19 protein-coding genes, 1 pseudogene and 2 riboswitches are annotated in these 23,125 nt (G+C 31.5%); of the genes and pseudogenes, 14 read left to right on the plus strand and 6 right to left on the minus strand.

Annotated features, from left to right (window positions below; genetic code table 11):
* Positions 1 to 32: 32 nt before the first annotated feature.
* The 3 genes and pseudogenes from KQH81_RS03955 to KQH81_RS03965 all read left to right on the plus strand — a co-directional run.
* Complete coding sequence (locus KQH81_RS03955) at positions 33 to 464, plus strand: MarR family winged helix-turn-helix transcriptional regulator (protein WP_027637398.1); 432 nt, start codon at positions 33 to 35, stop codon at positions 462 to 464.
* Between the two features lie 143 nt (positions 465 to 607).
* Entirely contained in the window at positions 608 to 1,084 is a 477-nt protein-coding gene (locus KQH81_RS03960; protein ID WP_230028972.1) for a glutathione peroxidase, read from the plus strand.
* 4 nt (positions 1,085 to 1,088) lie between these two features.
* A pseudogene (locus tag KQH81_RS03965) lies at positions 1,089 to 1,211 on the plus strand (glutathione peroxidase); the annotation flags it as partial.
* Positions 1,212 to 1,293: 82 nt separating this feature from the next.
* On the opposite strand, the gene KQH81_RS03970 reads toward KQH81_RS03965, so the two are convergent.
* From KQH81_RS03970 to KQH81_RS03990, 5 genes are all read right to left on the minus strand, one after another.
* Positions 1,294 to 2,115 carry an MBL fold metallo-hydrolase gene (locus KQH81_RS03970; RefSeq protein WP_230028973.1) on the minus strand — a complete coding sequence of 274 codons (822 nt, stop codon included), beginning with the start codon at positions 2,113 to 2,115 and terminating at the stop codon, positions 1,294 to 1,296.
* 97 nt (positions 2,116 to 2,212) lie between these two features.
* Entirely contained in the window at positions 2,213 to 2,932 is a 720-nt protein-coding gene (locus KQH81_RS03975) for a MerR family transcriptional regulator (protein ID WP_230028974.1), read from the minus strand.
* Positions 2,933 to 3,132: 200 nt separating this feature from the next.
* Positions 3,133 to 4,893 carry an NADH-dependent [FeFe] hydrogenase, group A6 gene (locus KQH81_RS03980; protein ID WP_230028976.1) on the minus strand — a complete coding sequence of 587 codons (1,761 nt, stop codon included), beginning with the start codon at positions 4,891 to 4,893 and terminating at the stop codon, positions 3,133 to 3,135.
* A 27-nt stretch (positions 4,894 to 4,920) separates the two neighbouring features.
* On the minus strand, positions 4,921 to 6,159 hold the full coding sequence (locus KQH81_RS03985) for a complex I 51 kDa subunit family protein (protein ID WP_027637393.1): 1,239 nt from the start codon (positions 6,157 to 6,159) through the stop codon (positions 4,921 to 4,923).
* A gap of 11 nt (positions 6,160 to 6,170) precedes the next feature.
* On the minus strand, positions 6,171 to 6,671 hold the full coding sequence (locus KQH81_RS03990; RefSeq protein ID WP_230028977.1) for an NADH-quinone oxidoreductase subunit NuoE family protein: 501 nt from the start codon (positions 6,669 to 6,671) through the stop codon (positions 6,171 to 6,173).
* A 900-nt stretch (positions 6,672 to 7,571) separates the two neighbouring features.
* Between KQH81_RS03990 and KQH81_RS03995 the strand changes: the two genes are divergently transcribed.
* The 4 genes from KQH81_RS03995 (at position 7,572) to KQH81_RS04010 (ending at position 16,071) form a co-directional block, all read left to right on the plus strand.
* Positions 7,572 to 12,305, plus strand: a complete 4,734-nt coding sequence (locus KQH81_RS03995; protein ID WP_230028978.1) for a CehA/McbA family metallohydrolase — start codon at positions 7,572 to 7,574, stop codon at positions 12,303 to 12,305.
* A 90-nt stretch (positions 12,306 to 12,395) separates the two neighbouring features.
* Positions 12,396 to 13,571: a YibE/F family protein gene (locus KQH81_RS04000; RefSeq protein WP_099336028.1), complete on the plus strand. Its 1,176-nt coding sequence runs from the start codon at positions 12,396 to 12,398 to the stop codon at positions 13,569 to 13,571.
* Between the two features lie 98 nt (positions 13,572 to 13,669).
* A riboswitch (THF riboswitch) is annotated at positions 13,670 to 13,772 on the plus strand.
* A 61-nt stretch (positions 13,773 to 13,833) separates the two neighbouring features.
* Positions 13,834 to 14,379: a folate family ECF transporter S component gene (locus tag KQH81_RS04005; protein WP_230028979.1), complete on the plus strand. Its 546-nt coding sequence runs from the start codon at positions 13,834 to 13,836 to the stop codon at positions 14,377 to 14,379.
* A 162-nt stretch (positions 14,380 to 14,541) separates the two neighbouring features.
* Entirely contained in the window at positions 14,542 to 16,071 is a 1,530-nt protein-coding gene (locus KQH81_RS04010) for an alanine/glycine:cation symporter family protein (protein ID WP_230028980.1), read from the plus strand.
* 42 nt (positions 16,072 to 16,113) lie between these two features.
* Here the strand turns inward: KQH81_RS04010 and KQH81_RS04015 are convergent, their stop codons facing one another.
* Positions 16,114 to 16,614, minus strand: coding sequence for a CarD family transcriptional regulator (locus tag KQH81_RS04015; RefSeq protein ID WP_230028981.1), 501 nt, complete (start codon positions 16,612 to 16,614; stop codon positions 16,114 to 16,116).
* A 482-nt stretch (positions 16,615 to 17,096) separates the two neighbouring features.
* Between KQH81_RS04015 and KQH81_RS04020 the strand changes: the two genes are divergently transcribed.
* The 7 genes from KQH81_RS04020 to KQH81_RS04050 all read left to right on the plus strand — a co-directional run bounded on the left by KQH81_RS04020 (position 17,097) and on the right by KQH81_RS04050 (position 22,453).
* The gene (locus tag KQH81_RS04020) at positions 17,097 to 17,636 is read left to right on the plus strand and encodes a helix-turn-helix domain-containing protein (RefSeq protein WP_027637387.1); all 540 of its coding nucleotides are present in this window, start codon (positions 17,097 to 17,099) and stop codon (positions 17,634 to 17,636) included.
* A gap of 20 nt (positions 17,637 to 17,656) precedes the next feature.
* Positions 17,657 to 18,700 carry a spermidine/putrescine ABC transporter ATP-binding protein gene (gene potA, locus KQH81_RS04025; RefSeq protein ID WP_027637386.1) on the plus strand — a complete coding sequence of 348 codons (1,044 nt, stop codon included), beginning with the start codon at positions 17,657 to 17,659 and terminating at the stop codon, positions 18,698 to 18,700.
* Entirely contained in the window at positions 18,700 to 19,542 is an 843-nt protein-coding gene (locus KQH81_RS04030; RefSeq protein ID WP_027637385.1) for an ABC transporter permease, read from the plus strand. Before potA ends, KQH81_RS04030 begins: the two co-directional genes overlap by 1 nt.
* Complete coding sequence (locus KQH81_RS04035) at positions 19,536 to 20,306, plus strand: ABC transporter permease (RefSeq protein ID WP_074844702.1); 771 nt, start codon at positions 19,536 to 19,538, stop codon at positions 20,304 to 20,306. Before KQH81_RS04030 ends, KQH81_RS04035 begins: the two co-directional genes overlap by 7 nt.
* Positions 20,307 to 20,327: 21 nt before the next feature.
* Positions 20,328 to 21,377 carry an ABC transporter substrate-binding protein gene (locus tag KQH81_RS04040; RefSeq protein WP_027637383.1) on the plus strand — a complete coding sequence of 350 codons (1,050 nt, stop codon included), beginning with the start codon at positions 20,328 to 20,330 and terminating at the stop codon, positions 21,375 to 21,377.
* 168 nt (positions 21,378 to 21,545) lie between these two features.
* Positions 21,546 to 22,022 carry an RNA polymerase sigma factor gene (locus KQH81_RS04045; RefSeq protein WP_027637382.1) on the plus strand — a complete coding sequence of 159 codons (477 nt, stop codon included), beginning with the start codon at positions 21,546 to 21,548 and terminating at the stop codon, positions 22,020 to 22,022.
* Positions 22,019 to 22,453, plus strand: a complete 435-nt coding sequence (locus KQH81_RS04050) for a DUF3955 domain-containing protein (RefSeq protein ID WP_178312140.1) — start codon at positions 22,019 to 22,021, stop codon at positions 22,451 to 22,453. Before KQH81_RS04045 ends, KQH81_RS04050 begins: the two co-directional genes overlap by 4 nt.
* A gap of 144 nt (positions 22,454 to 22,597) precedes the next feature.
* Positions 22,598 to 22,759: riboswitch (M-box (ykoK) riboswitch) on the plus strand.
* The last annotated feature ends 366 nt before the right edge of the window (positions 22,760 to 23,125 follow it).

The following is a 23,125-nucleotide window of genomic DNA, read 5'->3' on the forward strand; positions in this document are numbered from 1 at the left end:
AATTGAATTTAAAAAAATAAAAGAGGTCTATTATGAGTAAATATGAAAAATTGAAGTTAGAGAATCAATTATGTTTTTCATTGTATGCAGCTTCAAGAGAAGTAATAAAAGTTTATAAGCCATTATTAGATAAGTATGGGCTTACATATACCCAGTATATTGTAATGTTAGTAGTATGGGAGCATGAAAAAATAACAGTTAAAGAAATGGGGCAAAAACTTCATTTGGATTCGGGAACCCTTACTCCTGTTTTAAAAAAGCTTTTTTCAATGGAATTAATAAATAAATATAGAGATGTAAATGATGATAGAGTTGTTATTGTTGAAGTAACGCAAAAGGGAAAAGAGCTAAAAGATGAAATCTTAGAGGTTCCAGAGCAAATGTATTGTAAATTTGACGGAAATGTTGAAGAAGCAATAGAACTTAAAAAAATGTTAGATAAATTATTATTAAGATTCAAATAGGTATTTACTAAATTACACGTTTAGTTTAAAAATCAATTCTAAATTAAACGTGTAATCAGTAGATGCTATTATTTTAAGATAATTAATTGAGTTAAATTAAATTTACATAAATTAAAATTTATTAAAGAAGGGAATAAGATAATATGAAATTTTATGATTTTTCAGCTAAAAAGATGAATGGACAAGAAGTGAACATGGATAGCTTTAAAGGAAAAGTTGTACTAGTAGTAAACACAGCAAGTAAGTGTGGTTTAACACCTCAATTTACAGAGCTAGAGGAATTAAATAAAAAGTATAAAGAATATGGGTTAGAGGTTTTGGGATTTCCATGTAATCAATTTGCTAATCAAGATAATGGAAGTAATGATGAGATACAAGAATTTTGTTCTTTAAACTATGGCGTTACTTTTACTATGTTTCAAAAGATTGAAGTAAATGGGGAAAATGTTCATCCATTATATAAATTTTTAAAGAATGAGAAAAAGGGATTATTAAGCAAGGAAATTAAATGGAACTTTACAAAATTTCTAATTGATTCTCAAGGTAATGTAGTTAAAAGATATGCCCCTACAGTAAAACCATTAAAAATAGAAGATGATATTAAATCATTATTAAAATAGTTTAATAAAATTAATAGTAAATACAGCAAGTGGTTGTTGATTTACACCACAATATGAAGGTCTACAAAAGCTTTACGATGGGTATAAAGATAAAGGATTTGAAATATTAGATTTTCCTTGCAATCAATTATTATGATGAAATAAAGAAAATTAGATCCTTTGAGATAATGATTTTATCTTAAAGGATCTTTAGTTTTAATTATACAAATTTATATTTCAAAATTGCATCCAAGTGCAAGATATTTTATTTGATTTCCCAAAATTGATTGGAGGGTTTCAAATGGCTTCTTGCCAGTACAATGGCATGTGTAGTAATTAGTAGAGCGCTTTTTAAGTTCTTTTCCGATAGCCTCTATAAGCTCCGGCTTCTCTGTTGAAAGGGTAGCAGGATTTGATAGATGAAAGCCTGAAATTACATAATCAAGCTCTTTGCCGCATATGTTTTCAGCTTTTTCTAGTATATTTACTATACCATTATGAGCGCATCCGGCAAGCAGTACATTTTTATTTCCCTCATGGATTATCAAGCTCTGCTCGTGTTGGAAGGAATCTACAGTAAAATCTTCACAAGATTTTTCGTATAGAGAGCTGTTTGTTTCTGAACATAAAATATGATTTGTTATGTCAGAAAATAACTGAAGCTCATCATCTATTTTAAAATTATCTTTAGTAAATATTATTCTATTATTATCTTTTAAAGTTTTATTAAGACCTATGTATTTCTTTACGCCTAATCTTTTAGAGTAGTAGTCACCAAAGGCCATATTATGAATGTATATTTTCGCTTTATCATTATTTTGCATAAACGTTTCAAGACCACCGCCATGATCATAGTGTCCGTGAGATATTATAACAGTGTCTATATCTGATATATTTACGCCAATCTTTGAAGCATTTCTTAAAAATAGGTCATTTGGACCTAAATCAAATAAAATCTTATGTTTCTCTGTTTCAATATAGATGCACAGGCCATGTTTAGTTTTTAAAGAAAGGGATATGGTTGTGTTTTCAACAAGTGGTATGATTTTCATAAAGTACCCCCATATTATTAAATTTTATATCATAAATTCATAATAAACATGAATTATAATAATTATATCAAATATAAGTAAAATGGTGCAAATAAACCTAAAATCTAAAGGGTAGGCATTTTTCGGTATTACAAACACTATTCGTTCCAATTATTTGTTTAACCTCAAATGAATCCAATGGATATTTTTTCTTATCACTTAACTTTTTTTCAATTATTTCTACTCGTTTTGCAAAGGCCTCGCCAACTTCTTTACTTGGAGGATTGTTCATAGCTTTAAGTGCACTATCTTTATCTCCATACCACTCTACCATTTTCTGATAACCTTTCTGCATATCCTCTTTTGAACAACGCTCCACATAATGTTTTTGCCACTGTTCAATTCCTCCAAATTCCTGTATAATGCTTTCCTTCATAATATCTGGCATATGATCAAGTGTTGTTTGACATAGTTCTTCAATTTCTGTCTTTGTAAATATTGTGAAATCCATATTATTTTCTCCTTTTATAATATTATCAATAACGGAAATCAGGTGTTCCATTCGCTCTTTTTTTACAACTAGCATTTTCCGCTGCATTTGCAGAATCTTATTTCTATCAAGAGTAGGATTGCATATAATAGCTTTGATTTCTTTCAAAGGAATATCAAATTCTCTAAAAAATAATATCTGTTGTAATGTTTCCAAGGCTTTATCGTCATAAAGTCTGTATCCAGCATCACTTTTATTTGTAGGGTGCAAAAGTCCAATCTCATCATAATAGTGAAGTGTGCGCACACTAATACCCGTCAAATCTGATATTTCCTTTACTGTTTTCATTAGCTTATATCCTCCTTGTCTTTGATAAGATTATTTTAACCTATGACGTTCCGTTATGGTCAAGAACTTTTAGTAATTATTTTTATTTCTCAAAATTATTATTTTTTATAAGTAAAAGTAATGAGGCTATAGCATTAATCAATGCTATAGCCTCATAAAATATTTAACTAATAGAAGTTACATCAGATCTTCTTAATATTTTATTCTTCTAGATATGAGAAGTCATATACTTTTTTTCTAGCTGTATAGTGAGTGTGAAGAAGTTCATGAGATAATTCGCTTAAAGGAGATCCTAGATATTCGTTATATAAAGTTACGATATCTGGGTTCTCGTGTGACTTTCTTATAGCAGAGCTGTTATCAATGTCATAAAGAGCATCCATACGAAGTTTCTTTATATCTACTATAGTTGTTACAGGTTGTCCGCCGCCTCCAATGCACCCACCAGGACATGCCATTATTTCTATAAATGTATAAGGGGTTTCCCCAGCTTTTACACCTTCCATAAGTTTACGTGCATTTAATAATCCGTGGGCGATAGCTACTTTAATTTCTTTATCTCCAAGCTTTATAGAGGCTTCTTTAATTCCTTCATATCCTCGAACATCTATAAAGTCAAGCTTCTTTAGTTCCTTACCAGTATAAACTTCATAAACTGTTCTAAGAGCAGCTTCCATAACACCACCACTAGTTCCAAATATAGCACCAGCACCAGTTCCAAGCCCAAGAGGACTATCAAATTCAGTAGATGGTAGGTCTACGAATTTTAAACCAACATATTTAATCATCTTTATAAGTTCTCTAGTAGTTATTACTATATCAACATCTGGTATTCCATCATGTTCCATTTCTGGGCGTGTAGCCTCATACTTTTTAGCGGTGCAAGGCATTATAGAAACAGTTACTATATCATGAGGATCAATACCAGTTTTTTTAGCATAATAACTCTTGGAAACTGCACCAAACATTTGTTGAGGAGATTTTGCTGTAGATAAATGTTCTAGAAGGTCTCCAAAATTCTTTTCCATGAAATTAATCCATCCTGGTGAACAAGAAGTTATCATTGGAAGTGTTCCACCATTTTTTATTCTATCCAATAACTCTGAACCTTCCTCCATTATTGTAAGGTCGGCAGCAAAATTTGTATCAAACACTTTGTCAAAACCAAGCATTTTCAAAGCTGTAACAAGTTTTCCTGTAGCTATTGTTCCTGGTTTTAAACCAAGTGAATCTCCTAAGGCAACTCTTACTGCAGGAGCAACTTGAACTATTACATGCTTTTTAGGGTCATGCATTGCTTCCCATACTCGTTGAGTATCATCAAGTTCTACTATGGCCCCAACAGGACAAACTACGCTACATTGACCACAGAAGGTACAATCTGTATCTTCAAGAGGTTTATTGTATGCAGTTGTAACCATGAAATTGCTTGAACGATTAGAATATGTTAAGGCACTTATTCCTTGAACTTCTTTACAAACCTTAACGCATCTTCCACATTTAACACATTTAGAAAGATCGCGTACTATGCTTGGATTCTTTATCTGCATAGGCTGTTTAACATTTACAGAAGGAAGAGTAGGTCTTAAAATATTAAAACGGCTGCAGAGATCTTGAAGCTCACAATTTTGGTTTCTTGCACAAGATAAGCAGTTTTGGCCATGATTTGCGAGAATAAGTTCTAATATACCAACTTGAGTATCTCTAACTCTTTTTGTATCAGTATGAACTTCAATACCTTCCCATACGACTGTTGAGCAAGCAGCAAGTAATTTTCTACTTCCTACAACTTCAACAACACACATCCTGCAATGAGCTTTTACAGTTTGGTCAGGATGATAACAAAGATGAGGGATATCTATATGGATAAGCTTTGCTGCTTCAATTATAGTAGTACCAGCTTCAACTTTTAAAGGAATATTATTTATTTTGATATTTACCATCTTTTTTTCAGATTGCATGAACATACACCTCGTTTCATATATTAATTAAACTTCAAATTCTTCTTTAAACCAATGCATAGCAGAAAGTAGGGCACTTTGAGCTGTTTCGCCAAGACCACAAAGGGAAGAATCACACATTATATTTGCGAATTTTTCTAGATTTGCTATGTCTTTTTTCTTTGCAGTTCCTTCTATACATTTGTCTAAAATCAAGCTGATATGAAGATTACCTTCCCTACAAGGTGTACACTGTCCACAACTTTCATGGGAGAAGAATTCTTGAGTAGCCTTTAAAAACTCTAGAACACTTGTCCTCTTATCAACTACTAAAATTGCTCCAGAACCTACAGTAAGGCCAACTTTTCTTAAATCTTCATAGGTATATGGAATATCTAAAATCTTTGGAGAAGCTATTTTACCAGAAGCTCCACCTAGTTGGACTAATCGTATTTCGTTATTATCTATTATTCCGCCAGCAAGTTCATAAATTATCTCTCTAAGGGTTATGCCAAATGGAATTTCAAAAACACCTGGATTTCTAACATTTCCTCCAACGCTAACAAGCTTTGTTCCAACGGAACCTTCTGTACCATAAGTTAAATACTCTTTCGAATCATCAAGTAATATGCTGGGTACTAAAGAGAGACTTTCTACATTATTAACTAGTGTAGGGAGCTTAAATAATCCGCACTGCTTTATGAAAGGTGGCTTCATCCTAGGTCTTCCGCTTTTACCTTCAATTGACTCCACAAGGGCTGTACCTTCTCCACACACATAAGCACCAGCTCCAGAGTATAAATGTATTTTAAAGTTAAAATCTTTTCCTAAAATATTGCGTCCAAGATATCCTTTTTCTTCTGCTTGATTTATAGCATTTAAAAGAAGAGGTCTTAAGTGCTTGTACTCTTCACGAAGATAGATATATCCATCGTGGGCATCAACACTATAACCAGCTATTATAATTCCTTCAATAAGCCTGAAAGGATCGTTTTGAATTATAGTTCTATCTTTAAAAGTACATGGTTCTCCCTCATCAGCATTACATACTACAACTTTTTTAGGAGCAGATATGTCTTTAGCTTGACTCCACTTTTTCCCCATATCATAAGCAGCACCACCACGACCTTTTACCTTACAAAGAGATATGAGTTTTGCTATGTCATAACCATCCATATTAGTAGCTCTTCTGAGTGCAGCAAATCCACCTATTTTTTCATAGGAGTCAATTGAATTTACATCATAAGTACCAAAATCTTTTGTAATATACTTAACTGTTTTAGCCATACTATTCCCTCCTAATCTAAGCTATTTAGCATATCTTGAATTTTTTCTCTAGTAGTAAGCTTGCCATAAACCGTACCATTAATTCTTACGGCAGGAGCAACATCGCAGGCTCCAAAGCAAGGAGTTTTTTCAATAGTAAACTTACCATCATAAGTGACCTCATTCAATTCGATACCTAATAAATCTTTTAATGTATTAAATAAGAATACGTTTTCATTTATTTTACAAACAATGCTGTCACAAATTTCAATAGGATATTTTGCTCTAGGTTTGTCCGATATAGCTGAGAAAAAGGAGATGACATCATAAATTTGACTTATAGGTAATGATAGTCTTTCAGCTAGATAGTAAGCTATCTCCTCGGGAATATAATGTCTTTCAACAACATCTTGTATGTCAAGAAGTATTCCTAAAAGCTGAGTTGAATCATTATCATGGCTTAAAATAATTTCATCAATTTCTTTTGCTAGATTTTTATCTAGTACAATGGTTTTAGTAGAAAATTTATACACTTCCATATCCTCCATTTCATAAGTAACTATTAATTTAGAAACAAATTTAGAAAATTAAGAAAAATCATATATGTATTTTATCATAAACATAGGTAAAAGTAAAAATATGTTATTAATTTAACATTGATATATTGTTATTTATATTAGTATTAAAATATTTGACATTATAAAAAATATATGATAGCAAAAAGCTAAAATTACATATTGTAGAATAATATATATTTTAGAATTCAAGTTTTGAGGTGTTTTATTATATGATTTATCAATTAAGACTGCAACTTTTAGAAATTTTTGTTTGTAAATAATTTTATTAAGAATAAATTAAGAAGGAAAAATAAAATTATAAAAAATTAAAAAAAATATAAGATTAAGATTGCAGAGTGCATTATTCTTATTGACATGTTTAATATTTAACACTGGAATTACTTCTTTTTTGATATTTTATAGCTGTTAATGGAAATGTGCCAAAAAGTATTTGACCTGTCATCTATATCTCCGCTGCTAGGAACGTTAAGTACATTAAGCATTTTAAGAAGTGTTGTTTTCCGCTTCCTGAGGGGCCAACGATGCATGTAACCTGCTTATCAATTACAAGTTCGGGAATATCTAATATGTCTTTATACTTCAAATTTTTAATTTCAAACATAATTTCACCTAACTTCAATAAAAATTTTAAAATACATTATATCATTAATAATAAACTTAAAGTTATAAACTGACATTTTTATACAAAATAACAGCTTGATAATAATATAAAATATTATAGAGGTACAGTAGCATGAAAAGAAAAAAGTTGAAAAATGCAGAAAAATAGTGAATTAATTTACGTCTAATAAATGGAAAATATACGGTATTAGTAGTAAACTATATTTGTAAATATTACATGTTAGGGGGAGCAAAATGAAAAGAAAAAGAACAAAGCTACTGAGTTTTTTTGTAGCACTTTCGTTTTTAATGACATCTATTGGTGTGCCAAGTATAGCGGCTTGGGCGCAAGACTTTTCTAATGGTAACAGTGACAGTGGGATTATACTAGAAGAAGGCTTTATAGGTGAAAAAAAAGAAAGTAAACCTGCTAATAGTGGGTGGATGATGACAAGAAATGGTGAAGTAGCTACCTTATTAGGTGGGTATGACAGTACAGGAAATTATGGAAAAGAAAAACCGTCTTTTGGATTTGGAAGAATGAGAGGTAGCAAAAATGAAACCTTAGAAAGTCCCTCATTTACGTTAACAAAAGATGGAACCTTGAGTTTTTGGTATAAAGCTCAAAGGGGAAATAGCGAATATACGTCAAGCTTGAAGGTTGAAATTTTGGTAAGTGATAAGTGGCAGGAAGTACAAGGGTATAATTTAGTTGACACTTTAAATAAAGGTACCACATTTGAAACAGCTATACCAAAGGAAACAACAAAAGTTAAGTTTTCATTCTCAAAGGTAGTTGGAAATTTAGCTATAGATGACATAACCATAAAGGGTGATGGAAGCTCAATAGCACCACCAGATCCAAAGCCAGACCCTAATCCAGACCCTGGTGTAAATGTTTTAACAATTGCAGAAGCTAGAGCTTTGGAAAAGGGAAAGGAAGTTACAGTTAAAGGTGTGGTTTCTTTCAACGATAGAAACAGTACTTTGCATATTCAAGATGAAACTGGTGCTGTAGCGATTTCTAACTATAAAAGTAAGATAGACTTAAGCACTGTTAAAAGCGGAAACTTAGTACAAGTTACAGGAACTTTAGATGGCTTCCATAATTTGATACAAATTCAAGCTAGTGACGTAAAAGTAGTGTCTGATCAGGGAATGCCTGCACCAAAGACATTGACTATAAAGGAGCTAAAAGAAAAGAATTATGATTCATTATACATTAAAATAGAGAAGGCTATAATAGACGTAGAAAAGAAAACGTTAACTCAAGGTGCAGATTCGTTAGATATCTATTTTGTACCTAGTGATATCAATGTAAAAACTGGTGATGAAGTAAATGTTCAAGGGACAATAGGAAGATATGATTCCAATGTTCAAATTTATGGAAGCTCTTGCACATTTACATTAGTAAATAATAATGACAAAGAAGCTCCAGTCATAAAACATACTCAAATAGAGAAAGCTTCTTTGAATAAAGACTTGGAAATAATGGCACAAGTTAGTGATAATAGAAATGTTGAAAAGGTAACTTTAAACTATAGAGCTAAAGGTGAAACTACCTTTAAAAACATAGATATGGCTAAAGATGGAGAAAACTCTTATAAGGCTGTTATACCTGCTATAGATGTAGTAAAAACAGGTATTGAATATTATATAGAAGCTACAGATGGCGTTAATACATCAAAGCTTCCTAAAGAAAATGCATTTTTAGTAGAAGTAAGTGACAAAGACATAGATGGACCAGAAATATTTGAATTATTACCAGCAGAGGGAGGCAGTGTGGGAACAGAAGAAAAGCCTATGATAAAGGCTTCACTAAAGGATGCTTCAGGGGTTGATAAATCTTCAATAAAGATATTCTTTGATGAAGAAGATGTGACAGCTAAAGCAGATGTAAAAGAACTTTCTGTATCCTATGTACCAGAAAATTCTCTAAAAGATGGAGTTCATACAGTTAAGGTAGAAGCTAAGGATATGCTTGGAAATAGTTCTTCTAAAGAATGGTCATTTAGAAAAGGACAGTTACAGCACTTATTTGGACAACTTCACTCTCATACAAATATTTCAGATGGATCTGGAACATTAGATGAGGCTTATGATTGGGCTAAAGCTCATGGAGCAGACTATATTGCAGTTACAGACCACTCTAACTGGTTTGATAATGATACCTCAGCAAATCTTGCAGATGGGTCAATGAGTAAAGCTTGGACAGGAGCACATGTTACAGCAGATAAACATAATGAGCCAGGAACTTTTACATCAATATACGGATATGAGATGACTTGGTCAGGTTCAACTGGTGGATGGGGGCATATAAATACTTTTAACACACCAGGATTTGAAACAAGAACAAATAAGAGTATGGATCTTAAGAAATATTATGATACTTTACCTACTCAGCCTCAATCAATATCACAATTGAATCATCCAGGAAAAACTTTTGGTGATTTTGCTGACTTTGGATTTTACACTGCAGCTGCTGATTCAGTAGTAAATATGGTGGAAGTAGGAAATGGAGAAGGACCTATAAGAGGAAGTGGATATTTCCCAAGCTATCAATATTATACAAGAGCTTTAGATAAAGGATGGCATTTAGCACCAACTAACAACCAAGATAACCATAAGGGAAAATGGTATAGTTCAAATGATGCTAGAACAGTAATAATAACAGATAACAATTCTAGAGAGTCTATATATGATGCACTAAGAAATAGAAGAGTTTATGCTTCAGAAGATCCAGATATGACAGTTGATTATTCTGTAAATGGAAATCTTATGGGAAGCTTCTTAGGAAATGTAGATAAGCTAGACTTTAAAATAAATATAAATGATAATGACCAAATAAAGAAAGTTTCAATAATAGCTAATGGTGGAGTTGTTGTTGAATCAAAAGAATTTAATTCCAACAATGTAAATTGGGAATTAGAATTAAATCCTCAATATACGTATTATTATGTAAGGGTAGATCAAGCAGATAAAGATATAGCTGTTACTGCTCCAGTATGGGTTGGAGAAAACATCAGTGCTGGTCTTACATCAATGAGTACAGACAAGCCATTGGTTCTTTCTAAGGAAGAGGCAAATGTTTCAGTTGGAGTATATAACAATGGAACAAGTCCTATAAAAAATGCCAAAATTGAATTCTTTAAAAACGAAATTTCAGATGAAAATAAGATAGGCGAAAAGATAATAGAAACTATTGATACAAGTAAAACTGAGAACGTATCTATGCCTGTAAGCTTTGATAAAACAGGCGAATATACTATTTATGCAAAAGCTTCTTTAAATATAGGTGGAAAAGACAGAATCTTTACAACAAGTGTGAAGATTAAAGTTGTAAACAAAGAAGATACACACAAAGTTGTCATAGATGGTGCTCACTGCAATCAATATGTCACTGGAAACTATGCTGGAAAGCTTACAAAGCTTCAACAACTTCTACAAGATAGAGGGTGCATAACCACTATAAATAATAATACATTAACAGATGAGACTTTAAAAGATGCTAAGCTTCTTATATTAACAGATCCTCAAAGTGTAGATGATTCAAAGTTCAATTTAAAAAAGAGCAAGTTTGAAAAGAGTGAGATAGAAGTTATTAAGAGATATGTAGACAGAGGAGGAAATATAATAATATCTTCTAAAGCTGACTACAAGGATGGAACAGGAGATTATAGTAATAGTGCTCAATTAAATCCTATATTAGAAGCTATAGGATCAGAATTAAGACTTAATGATGATGAAGTTCTTGATCAAACCGTTGATGGAGAGCAAAAGTATAGATTGTATCTAAGTAGATTCTCATCAGAAAATTATAATTTAACAGAAGGAATGGAAAATGATAAAGATAAATTCAGTTTCTATAGTGGATGTTCTGTAATACTTGCAGATGGCTCAAAGGGAGGAAAGGTTGATTTTCTAGTTAAAGGTTATGATACTACTGAGACATTAGATTCTGACAATGCGGGAGATAATGTTGCAGTTGAAAAAGGAAAGGTTAATGTTACTGGAGCAGAGATGCTGGATAGTGGAGCAAAGGTTGTTGCTTCAGGAAATACTTTCTTCTCTGACTTTGAAATAGATGGAACAAATGGAGAACAGTATTGCAATATTAAGCTTACTAACAATGTTTTAAATTGGATGCTTCCAGCAAAGAAAGCACCTACTGCTAAGATAGCAGATATAAGAAAAGATGAAAATAAGGATGGAGTTCCAGACTTATTAGAGCAAAGATTCACTATTGAAGGTACTGTAACATCTCAATCAGAGGCTATATCACCAAAGAATTCATTCTTTGAAGTTGTATATGTAGAAGATGAAACTGGTGGAATATGTGTATTTGGTGTTTCTAAGACACCATTAAAGGTTGGCCAAAAGATAAGGGTTACAGGGGCTGTTGATTGCTACCAAGGAGAGTTTGAAATACAGGTTTCTGACGAAGATAGCGAAGTTCAAATTATAGATGAAGCTATAAATCCAATAGAGCCTACAAAGTTATCTACAATTGACAGTATGAATCCAATAAATGGTGGAAAACTTGTTAAAGTAGAAGGCAAAGTTGTGGATATAAATGGATCAAATCTTTATATAGATGATGGAACAGGCGTTTCAAGAGTATATGTAGAGGGGTACATTTGGGATGGAATAAATGGAGATATGAAGGGAAAATGGAATCCTGACATAAAGATTGGTGATAATGTTTCAGCTGTAGGACTTGCTTCTTTTGACCCAGAAGGAGCTAGATTAAGGGTTAGAAATACCGCTGAAATAGTTAAATTAGATAAGCAATCAGAACCAACAAATCCAGAAGATCCAAATAAACCATCAGATCCAGAAAATCAAAATAAACCAGGAAATTCAACTAGCCAAGGAAATAAACTTCCTCAAACAGGAGGATTTGATTACAGATTAATAATAGTTGCAGCTTCAATATCAGTACTTGCGGGAGCTTACTTGGTTCTAAGAAGCAGAAGAAAAGAAAATTAAACTAAAATAATTGAAGGTGTCTTAGGAATGTGATTTTTCTAAGACACTCTTTCTCATAACAATGGACAAAAGAGTTAAGGAGAGAAGGGTATGAATTTAAAGAACTATAGAAATGACATAATATCAATAGGAGTTACAATATTATTGAGTGCAATTATAATAATATTTTCTAAATCCATAGGGGAGAGTGGATTTCTTCCAGATAAATATAATAAAGGAACAGAGTATTATGAGGCTCAAGTGACAGAGGTTGCAAAGGAAGAGTTAAAAGCAGATCAATACATAGAAAAAGTAGAACTTGGATATCAAAATGTGAAAATCAAAATGTTGGAAGGTCCGTACAAAGGTAAGGAGTACGATATAATAAATAATATAAGCAGATTATACAATTTTAAAGTTTCAAAAGGAACAAAAGTTGTAGCATGTATGTACTTTAATGAAGGAAATCTGAATGATATAGCTATAACAAGTTATAAAAGAAGTCATGTATTAATAACTTTAATGGCGATATTTGTGATAATAACTATATTAGTCGGTGGGTTTAAAGGTGTGAAGTCTATATTAGCTTTAATATTTACACTTGTATGTGTAATATTTTTGATGATGCCTCTTATGATAAAGGGGGTAAACCCTATACTCTCAGCTATATTGATAGCTATAATAAGTATTTCTATAACCATGACTTTGGTCTCTGGGATAAATAAAAAGACATTAGCGGCAATAACTGGAACGTTTATAGGTGTTATAGTAGCTGGAATTATAGCCTATGGTTTTGGAAACTGGGCTCATCTTTCAGGTATAACTATGGAAGACTCAGAAAGCATAATGTATATAGCTGAAACAACTGGATTAAAGGTAAGTGGAATATTATTTGCAGGAATATTAGTGGCGTCTTTAGGAGCTGTAATGGATGTTGCAATGTCTATATCATCATCAATATTTGAAATATATGATGTTAATAAAAAGATGACATTAAAAGAATTATTTAAAAGCGGAATGAATATTGGAAGAGATATCATAGGTACTATGACTAATACATTAGTTTTGGCTTTTGCAGGAGGGTCTATAACTACTATGATTCTATTATATTCAGCAAATATGTGGACTACACAACTGATAAATCTAGATATTTTGGGTACGGAAGTGATACAAAGTTTGGCAGGAACTATAGGAATAATATTAACTGTTCCAATCACTGCAATAATATCAGCTTATTTATGTAAGACAAAGATAAAAGATATGAAGATCAAAAAGGTAAAAGCTTAAAAATTAAAATTACAGTTTATTATGAATAAATAAAACATATAATTAATGTTGAAAGAGGGTTGTCCTTGTGATAACATGAATGATGTAAATTAGAAAGTAGCAGAGTAGGCTTATAAGCGTGAAGTGTTTGGTAGACGGGGAGTTGTTACCAAAACGAAAAGTAAACAAGTGCTTGCGATTTATTTGCCGCATCCCGCTGTGATTAATTTATGAGGGTTACCTCTAAATTTGATCAGCAAATTTTTGGAAGGAGGTAACTGCTATGAAAAAAATTATTGAAAAATTTTATTACTCTTATAAGGAGATGAAAAACGTAAGATCTTTAGTTGCGATATCGCTCCTTGTGGCACTACAGTTGGTTTTATCGTTCTTTAGAATTGATATTCTGCCAACGTTGAGACTAAGCTTTGCATTTATTGCAATCTTTTTAATGGGAACCATGTATGGTCCTGTAGCTGCGGGACTTGGAGCAGGCATGGGAGATATAATAGGCTATATTATAAAACCCACTGGACCATATTTTTTCGGATTTACTTTTAATGCTATACTGGGAGGAATAATCGTAGGATTATTTATGTATAGATCAAAACTTTCCTTATGGAGGGTAATTGGTGCTAGAACGTGTATAACATTATTTGTAAATTTAATTCTTAATACATGGTGGTTATCTATAATAGGTGGAAAAGCGTTTATGGTTTTATTAATACCTAGAATAGCAAAAAATCTTATAATGCTTCCTATAGAAATCATAATTGTATGGTGTCTTTTGAAAGCTTTAGATGGAAAATTGAAAAGAAGTTGTGTATAAAAATATACCCATGAGTGCAATGCTCATGGGTATTCTTAATATTACGGTGATTTATTAAGTTTCAATGATTTTACAGTTATTTTAATAGGTTAATAATGTTATAATAAGTAGACGAATAAAGTTGTCAAAGGACTTAAATTTTATATTAAAGGAGGAGAGAATTTGACGGAGATATTTAATGCTGTAAATAGCTTTTTTGAATTTATAGTACCTATAACTGATTTTCTATGGGATTTTCCGACTAATATAGACTGGTACTCTAAAATACCTGTTTTAGGAGGAATGTCATTAGCAGTTATACTACTTTTAGGAACAGGAATATACTTTACCTTTAAGACATCTTTTGTACAATGCAAGAGATTTAAAAGAGGGATAAAGATATTAGCCCAGAAGAAAAGCAGTGAGATAGGGGTCAGCCCTTTAGCATCATTTTTATTAAGTTCAGCTATGAGAATAGGACCAGGAAACATAGTTGGAGTTACTGGTGCTATAAGTGTAGGTGGTCCAGGAACTTTATTTTGGATGTGGCTTTCTGCCTTTTTTGGAATGGCTACTGCTTTTTCAGAAGCTGTTTTAGCTCAGGTGTTCAAGGAAAGAAAAGGTGATGAGTTTGTAGGAGGATTGCCTTTTTACGGAAAAAGGATTTTAGGTAACAAGAGATGGATTGGAATTATACTTTCTATAATATTTATAGTATATGCACTATTCTGCATACCAGCTCAGACCTTTAATATTATAACAAGCTTAGGTTCTATAGCGGAAACTGTAACAGGAGGTCCTATAGATAGACAGTCAGTTGTATATTATACTATTACAATATTGCTTATAATATCAGTAGCGGCTACTGTATTTGGAGGAATAAAGAGAGTAACTAAGGTTACAGATAGACTTGTTCCTATAATGGCACTTGTATATATAGGAATAACTATAGTAGTAATAACATTTAACCTAGATAAAATACCATATTTCTTTAGTGCAGTGTTTAAGGGAGCATTTACTCCTGAAGCTATATTTGGAGGAGCATTTGGAATAGCATTATCACAAGGGATAAAGAGAGGTCTTATGTCAAATGAGGCTGGACAAGGAACAATAACTATGGCTGCAGCAGTTGCGGATAATAAGCATCCGGCAGAGCAGGGATTTGTTCAAGCGATAGGTGTATTTTTAGATACTATGGTAATATGCACAATGACTGGATTCGTTGTAGTAATGGCAAGTGTCTGGAATGGAGTAGGAGCAGCTGCATGGGAAACTATAAGAAGTGCTAAGCTTCCGCTTTATCTTACATCACTTCAAAATCTAATACCTGGAACATCTTTTGATGGAATCATAACAGTAATAGTATCTTTATGCTATGCATTGTTTGCATTTACAACACTTATAGGGATGATATTATTTGCAGAGATATCAGGTAATTTCATATCTAGAAGCAAAAAATTCATAACATCTTTAAGAGCATTAGGAGCACTTATATTTGTTCCTTTTGGATGTTTGACAGTTTTATCAGGATTAGAACTTGGAAACCTATGGTATATATCTGACTTGGTAAATATAATAGTTGTATATGCTAATGTTCCTATACTTCTTATAGGAAGTAAAATAGTATTTAAAGTACTAGATCATTACAATAAAACTGATGGTGGAAAGTTCTGTTCTATTGACATTGGAATTGAAACAGATTATTGGAAATAATATAAGAAAGAACGAAAAAATAACCGTACACATTGTGTGCGGTTATTGCTTTACTTTAGAGAGTAAATCATCTAATAAATCTGCAGCATTTTCTGTAGTTATATCTTTTGCAAGACTAATTTCATCTATAAGTGATGAAGTTGTACTAGTAAGCATCTGCTTTTCACTAGAATTTAGGTGATGATGAGTTTGGACTTCTGTAAGATTTAATATTACTTCTATATAGTCTTTTATTGTAGAAGATTTTAATTTTAATGAGTTTTGAAGCATTCTTTCTTTTAAATTGCATTCATTCATCTCGCAGAGATCTTCAGCAAAATCATCAATGTGATCAAATGCATCATCTAAGTCTTCAGAATTACTCAAAAGCCTTATGTTAGAATTTTTAAGACGTTTTTTAGGGAGCATTATTTCTAAACTACTATTCCTAAATTTTATTTTGTAATATGTCTGCAATTCACCTAAAAACGGTTCTTCTTGTATAGATACTATTGTACCAATACCTTGGTTAGGATATACGATTGTGTCACTAATATTAAACAAAAAAACACCTCCAATATGATATTAATTATATTATAACATATTAAAGGAATAATATAAAATTTTTATTATATCATAATGATTTAAAAGGTGTCAATATGTAAAAAATGTGGTAATGTATACGTTTTTATAGAGAAGAATGAAATTTTTCTATAATGCTGCATAAAAAGTTATATTATAAAATACTTAAATAAAAAGGAAAGATATTTTATATTTTTTGAGTATATAATAACTATACTTTACTTTTAATATACATATACTAATTAAAATTAGTAATACTAAACATATAGAATATTAATGTAAACAAAGTGAAGCAAAGGTATGACTTGCCAACGATTAAAAAAATAGAAATACCCAAAAATATTAGAAAAAATTTTTATAAATCTATTGATTTATTATAAAAAAAGCTATAAAATAACATTGTTTGTTTAGTAAAAATAAACATATAGTTTAGATATAATACACAAGTATTGGAGGTAAGTTTTATGGAAATTGGAGATAAGATTAGAAGATTAAGGATGGAAAAGCAGCTAACTCAAGAAGAACTAGCGAATAGGTGTGAATTATCTAAAGGATTCATATCTCAAATAGAAAATGAATTAACTTCACCTTCAATAGCAACTCTTGTGGATATACTTCAGGTGCTGGGAACAAATCTTAAGGAGTTCTTCAGTGAGGAAACCAGTGAAAGAGTTAGATTTACAGCAGATGATATGTTTGAAACAGAGGATGACGAATTAAAATATAAATTAAAATGGCTTGTGCCAGATGCACAAAAGAATGAAATGGAGCCTATAATGCTCACATTAGAGCCATTTGGAAAATATAAAGAGGAAGAACCTCATGAGGGAGAAGAATTTGGATACGTATTAGCGGGAATAATACACCTTCACATAGGTGAAAAGGTGTATAAGATAAGAAAAGGAGAGAGCTTTTACTTTCAACCAAAGGAAAGACATTATATTTCCAATGAAGGAAAGACAGATGCCAAGGTAATCTGGGTAAGCACTCCGCCATCATTTTAGAGAATAAGAGGTGTTAGGTAATGGAAAACATAATAGAAATTAAAAATCTTTCAAAACAATACGATGATTTAAAAGTATTGGATAGTATAAATTTAAACATAAGAAAAAATGAATTTGTAACTTTACTTGGACCTAGTGGATGTGGAAAGACGACCACCTTAAAGATAATAGCAGGATTTGAAACCTGTGATGATGGTGAGGTAATTTTTGAAGATAAAAAGATAAATGATGTACCTCCATTTGATAGACAGATAAACACTGTATTCCAAAAGTATGCTTTATTTCCTCATATGAATGTATATGAAAACATAGCTTTTGGTCTTAGAATAAAGAAATTATCAAAGTCAATAATAGATACAAAGGTAAAAGAAGTATTAAAGCTTGTATCATTGGAAGGGTTTGAAAAGAGAAATATAGATTCACTAAGTGGAGGACAGCAACAGAGAGTAGCTATAGCAAGAGCAATAGTAAATGAACCAAGAGTTCTTCTTTTAGATGAGCCTTTAGGAGCTTTAGACTTGAAGCTTAGAAAAGAGATGCAGATAGAGCTTAAAAAGATTCAAAAACAACTTGGAATAACTTTTATATTTGTTACTCATGACCAAGAAGAGGCACTTACCATGTCAGATACAGTTGTGGTTATGAATAAAGGAGTTATTCAGCAAATGGGAACTCCTCAAGATATATACAATGAACCTGAAAATAGATTCGTTGCAAAGTTCATAGGAGAAAGCAACATATTCGACGGAGTTATGCTTGAGGATTATAAAATTCAAGTATGTAATAAGGTATTTGAGTGTGTAGATAAAGGTTTCGCTAAAAATGAACCAGTTGATGTGGTAATAAGACCAGAGGACGTAAAGATGGTAGCTGCTGGTAAAGGTATGTTAGAAGGAATAGTAAAGTCAATAGTATTTAAGGGAGTTCATTATGAACTAGAAGTAGAGGAAAGCGGAAGAACATGGCTTATTCACAATACTCAGTGTGCACAAATAGGTGCGACTATAGGAATGGATTTATATCCAGAAGATTTTCATATCATGACAAAATCAGGTGATGAATAATGAAAAAGAAAAAAGATTATTTAGCTTATCCATATGTGTTATGGAGTGTAATATTTATAGTAGTTCCTTTACTTTTAATAATCTTCTTCAGCTGTACTAAAACAGAAGGAGGAGAATATGTATTTTCCTTAGATAACTTTACTAGACTAATGAATCCAATTTATTTAAAAGTTTTCGGGCGTTCCATATGGCTTGCATTTTTGTCTACATTATTATGTTTAATAATAGGATATCCAGTGTCATATATAATATCTAAAAAACCAGATCATAAGAAGGGTATGCTTATATTGCTATTTATACTTCCAATGTGGATGAATTTTCTTTTAAGAACTTATGCTTGGATGTCTATATTGGGAAAAAATGGACTTTTAAACACGCTATTAACTTCTATTGGACTAGATCCAGTAAGTATTTTATATACAAATGGTGCAGTGCTTTTAGGTATGGTATATAACTTCCTACCATTTATGGTACTACCTATATACACTTCACTTTTAAAGATTGACCAAGATTTGGTTAATGCAGCTTACGATTTAGGAGCTGGAAAATTTAAGGTATTCACAAAGGTTATTTTTCCATTAAGCATACCAGGAGTTGTATCTGGTATAACAATGGTGTTTATGCCTGCAGTTTCTACCTTCGTTATATCGCGACTTTTGGGAGGAGGACAATACACTCTTCTTGGAAACTTGATAGAGCAGCAATTTACAACTGTTGGAGATTGGAACTTTGGTTCAGCTATATCAATAGTTATGATGCTGTTAATATTAATTTGTATGGGACTTACATCTAAGTTCTCTGATGAAGATGAAGAGGAGAGAGGAGGCAGACTATTGTGGTAAAGAAGATAACCTCTAATGTATATTTATCAGCAATATTTGTGTTTTTATATGCACCTATATTTGCTCTCATATTATTTTCTTTCAATGATTCTAAATCTATGGCAAAGTGGCAAGGATTTACTTTTAAATGGTATCAGGAGCTTATGCACAATGAGGCTATATTATCAGCTCTTAGAACCACTATATTAGTTGCTGTTGTTGCATCTATAGCAGCTACAATAATTGGAACTATAAGTGCTATAGGAATCCACAAAATGAAAGGTGCCAAAAAGTCAGTGCTTCTTAATATAAATTATCTTCCAGTATTAAACCCAGATATAGTTACAGCTATAGGGCTTATGAGTTTATTTATCTTTTTAAATTTAGACTTAGGACTTGGCACTATGATACTTGCACATATAACTTTTGATATTCCATATGTAGTATTGTCAGTGCTCCCTAGATTAAAGCAATTACCACAAAATATAGAAGAGGCAGCAATGGATCTTGGAGCAAAGCCAATGTATGCACTTAGGAAGGTAATATTACCTCAAATAAAACCAGGAATAATTTCAGGATTTTTAATTGCATTTACTATGTCTATAGATGATTTTGTTATAAGTTTCTTTAATACGGGAAGTGGTGTTTCTAACCTTTCTATTGAAGTATACTCTATGGCGAGAAGAGGAATAAAACCTGAAATAAATGCTTTATCAACTTTAATGTTTGTATCAGTTTTAGTATTATTACTACTTGCAAATAAAAGACAGCCAGTAAATAAGTAACACAAAGAAAGAGGTGCTTGTATGAAAAATATAAAGAAAATTATAGCGTTAGCTTTAACATCAGTGATATCTGTAGGACTTTTAGCAGGATGTGGATCAAAATCATCAGCTGAGGTTTTAAACATATATAATGTAGGAGATTATATAGATGAAGATTTAATTCCTAAATTTGAAAAAGAAACAGGAATAAAAGTAGTCTATGAAAAATATGACACTAATGAAATTATGTATCAAAAAATAAAGAGTGGTGGTTCTAAATATGATTTAGTATTTCCATCTGACTATATGATAGAAAAAATGATAAAAGAAGATCTTTTGCAAAAAATAGATTATAGCAACATACCTAATTATAAAAATATAGATGAGAAATTTAAAAATGCATCATATGATCCAAAAGATGAATATTCTGTTCCATATTTTTGGGGTACTTTTGGAATAATGTACAATAAAACTATGGTAAGTGATCCTATAGAGAGTTGGGATATACTTTGGAATGAAAAATACAAACAACAAATTCTTATGCTTGACTCAGTAAGAGATACTATGGGAATAGCGCTTATGAAGCTTGGATACTCTCAAAATAGTATTAATGAGGCAGAACTTCAAAAAGCTAAGGAAGAGCTTATAAAGCAAAGACCTCTTGTTCTTGCTTATGGAAATGACGATATAAAAGATAGACTCTTAGGTGGAGAGGCAGCCATGGGAATAGTATATTCTGGTGATGCCATAACTCTTATGGAGGAAGATAAGAATTTAGCTTATGCTATTCCTAAAACAGGAACTAATAAATGGATAGATGCTATGTGTATACCATATAATGCAGAAAATAAAAAGGAAGCTGAAAAGTTTATAAACTTTATGCTTGATGCACAAAATGCAAAGCAAAATATAGATTATATAAATTACTCAACTCCAAATAAGGCTGCATTTGAATTACTAGATGAAGAGGTTAAAAACAATCCAGTAGCATATCCAAGTGATGATATTGTAAAGAAGAGTGAATTCTTTATAGATTTAGGAGATAAAATTAAATTATACGATGATTTGTGGCTTGAGATAAAATCAAAATAATAGTCATTAAAAGAAGGTGTGTTTCAAAATGTATAATTCATATTGAAACACACCTATTTTTATATTTCCTTAATAATAGTAAATAAAAGCTAAGATTATAAAAAAATTATAAAATGTTGTAACGAAATAGAAACTTCTAAGTCTTATATATGAAAGTGAGGTGAAATAGTGACTGAATTTAGTAAAATATATGATGAATATTTTCAATATGTTTATAGATATACATTATCTTTATGTCAAGATGCAGCTATAGCAGAAGATGTGACACAAGAAACATTTTTTAAGGCACTGAAAAGCATTGATAAATTTAATGGCAAATGTAAACTTCAAGTATGGCTCTGTCAAATTGCAAAAAATACTTATTTTTCTTATTGCGAAAAAGAGAAAAGTAAGATGAAAAAAGAGATAAGTGAAATCCAAACTGATTCAAAAGAAATTGAAAAAGGACTTATAAATAATGAAACGGCATTTGAAATACACAAATTGCTCCATAAACTTCAAGAACCATATAAGGAAGTATTTACACTTAGAACTTTTGGAGAATTATCATTTGCTCAAATCGGAGAACTATTTGGAAAAACGGAGAGTTGGGCACGAGTCACATATCATCGTGCAAAATTAAAGCTTAAGGAGGATTTAGTATGAAAATATCTTGTGATGTCATAAGAGACTTATTACCTCTATATTACGATAATGTATGCAGTGAAGATAGCAAAATACTTGTAGAGGAACATTTGGCACAGTGTGAAAGCTGTAGAGAGGAACTTAAAAAATTTGATATAGAAATTAAATATAATACAGTAAATTTAGAGGATGGTAAGGCAATGAAAAAAATCGCAAAAGCATGGAAACAAGATAAAGCAAAAGCATTTACCAAAGGAGTTACGATAACATCATTATTAATGAGTGTAATGTGTTTAGTTATGTTTAACGTAATAGGGTCTGAAGTTTTAGAAGATGGAACTTTGGTTGAACCATTTATATTAATTCCACTATTTTATTTGTTTGCATTTATTGCACTTATATCAGGAATCTCATTGTTTTTCATTTCAAAATATAGAGCGAAACAAGGATAATAAGAGGCTCCCAATAGTTTTATATAAAACTATTGGGAGCTTTTATCATGAGTTTATATAGATAAAACTGTGTATAAATACATAAAGTTTGTTAAAGCTGTTGACAAAATCCATATATACGCATATTATAATAGTGTAAACTGAATAAAACCTCGGTAGGTGAGGTTACTACAAGGATACGGGTTGATGCCGTGAAAGAATGGAAACATTTTTAACAGGTTAGCAGGTTTGGCCGAACAAAGAAGGCTTAATCTAATTCAACTTCATTGCCTTGCAGAGCCAAAACTTGAACGAAACGTATTTTTATAATAACGCCTGCGTCATGTTTTGGTTTTGACGGAGGTTTTTTATATTTACAAAGAAATTTTATTATAGAATTTTAGGAGGTGGAAAGAATGGAAGCTGGCAGTAGTAGTATAGGCAGTGGAGGGAGAATTGCATATGTAACATTGAATAGGCTACTAACTGATGGTACATTCTTTTTACAGAATATAAATTTAGTAGTTTAAATCTTATGCATTTCTTTGGAATAATTTAGAACATCTTCGCTGTCTTAAAGCAAATCTTTAAATTACCAGTTTCGTATTAAATTAAAACTAAATATTTAAAAGGGGTTACTATGCCCTTTTGTGTTGAGGTAGTAAAAAAAATTAAAGTCACTACCCTTAGTTT

Source organism: Clostridium cadaveris, assembly GCF_020911725.1.
Taxonomy (GTDB): domain Bacteria; phylum Bacillota; class Clostridia; order Clostridiales; family Clostridiaceae; genus Clostridium_X; species Clostridium_X cadaveris.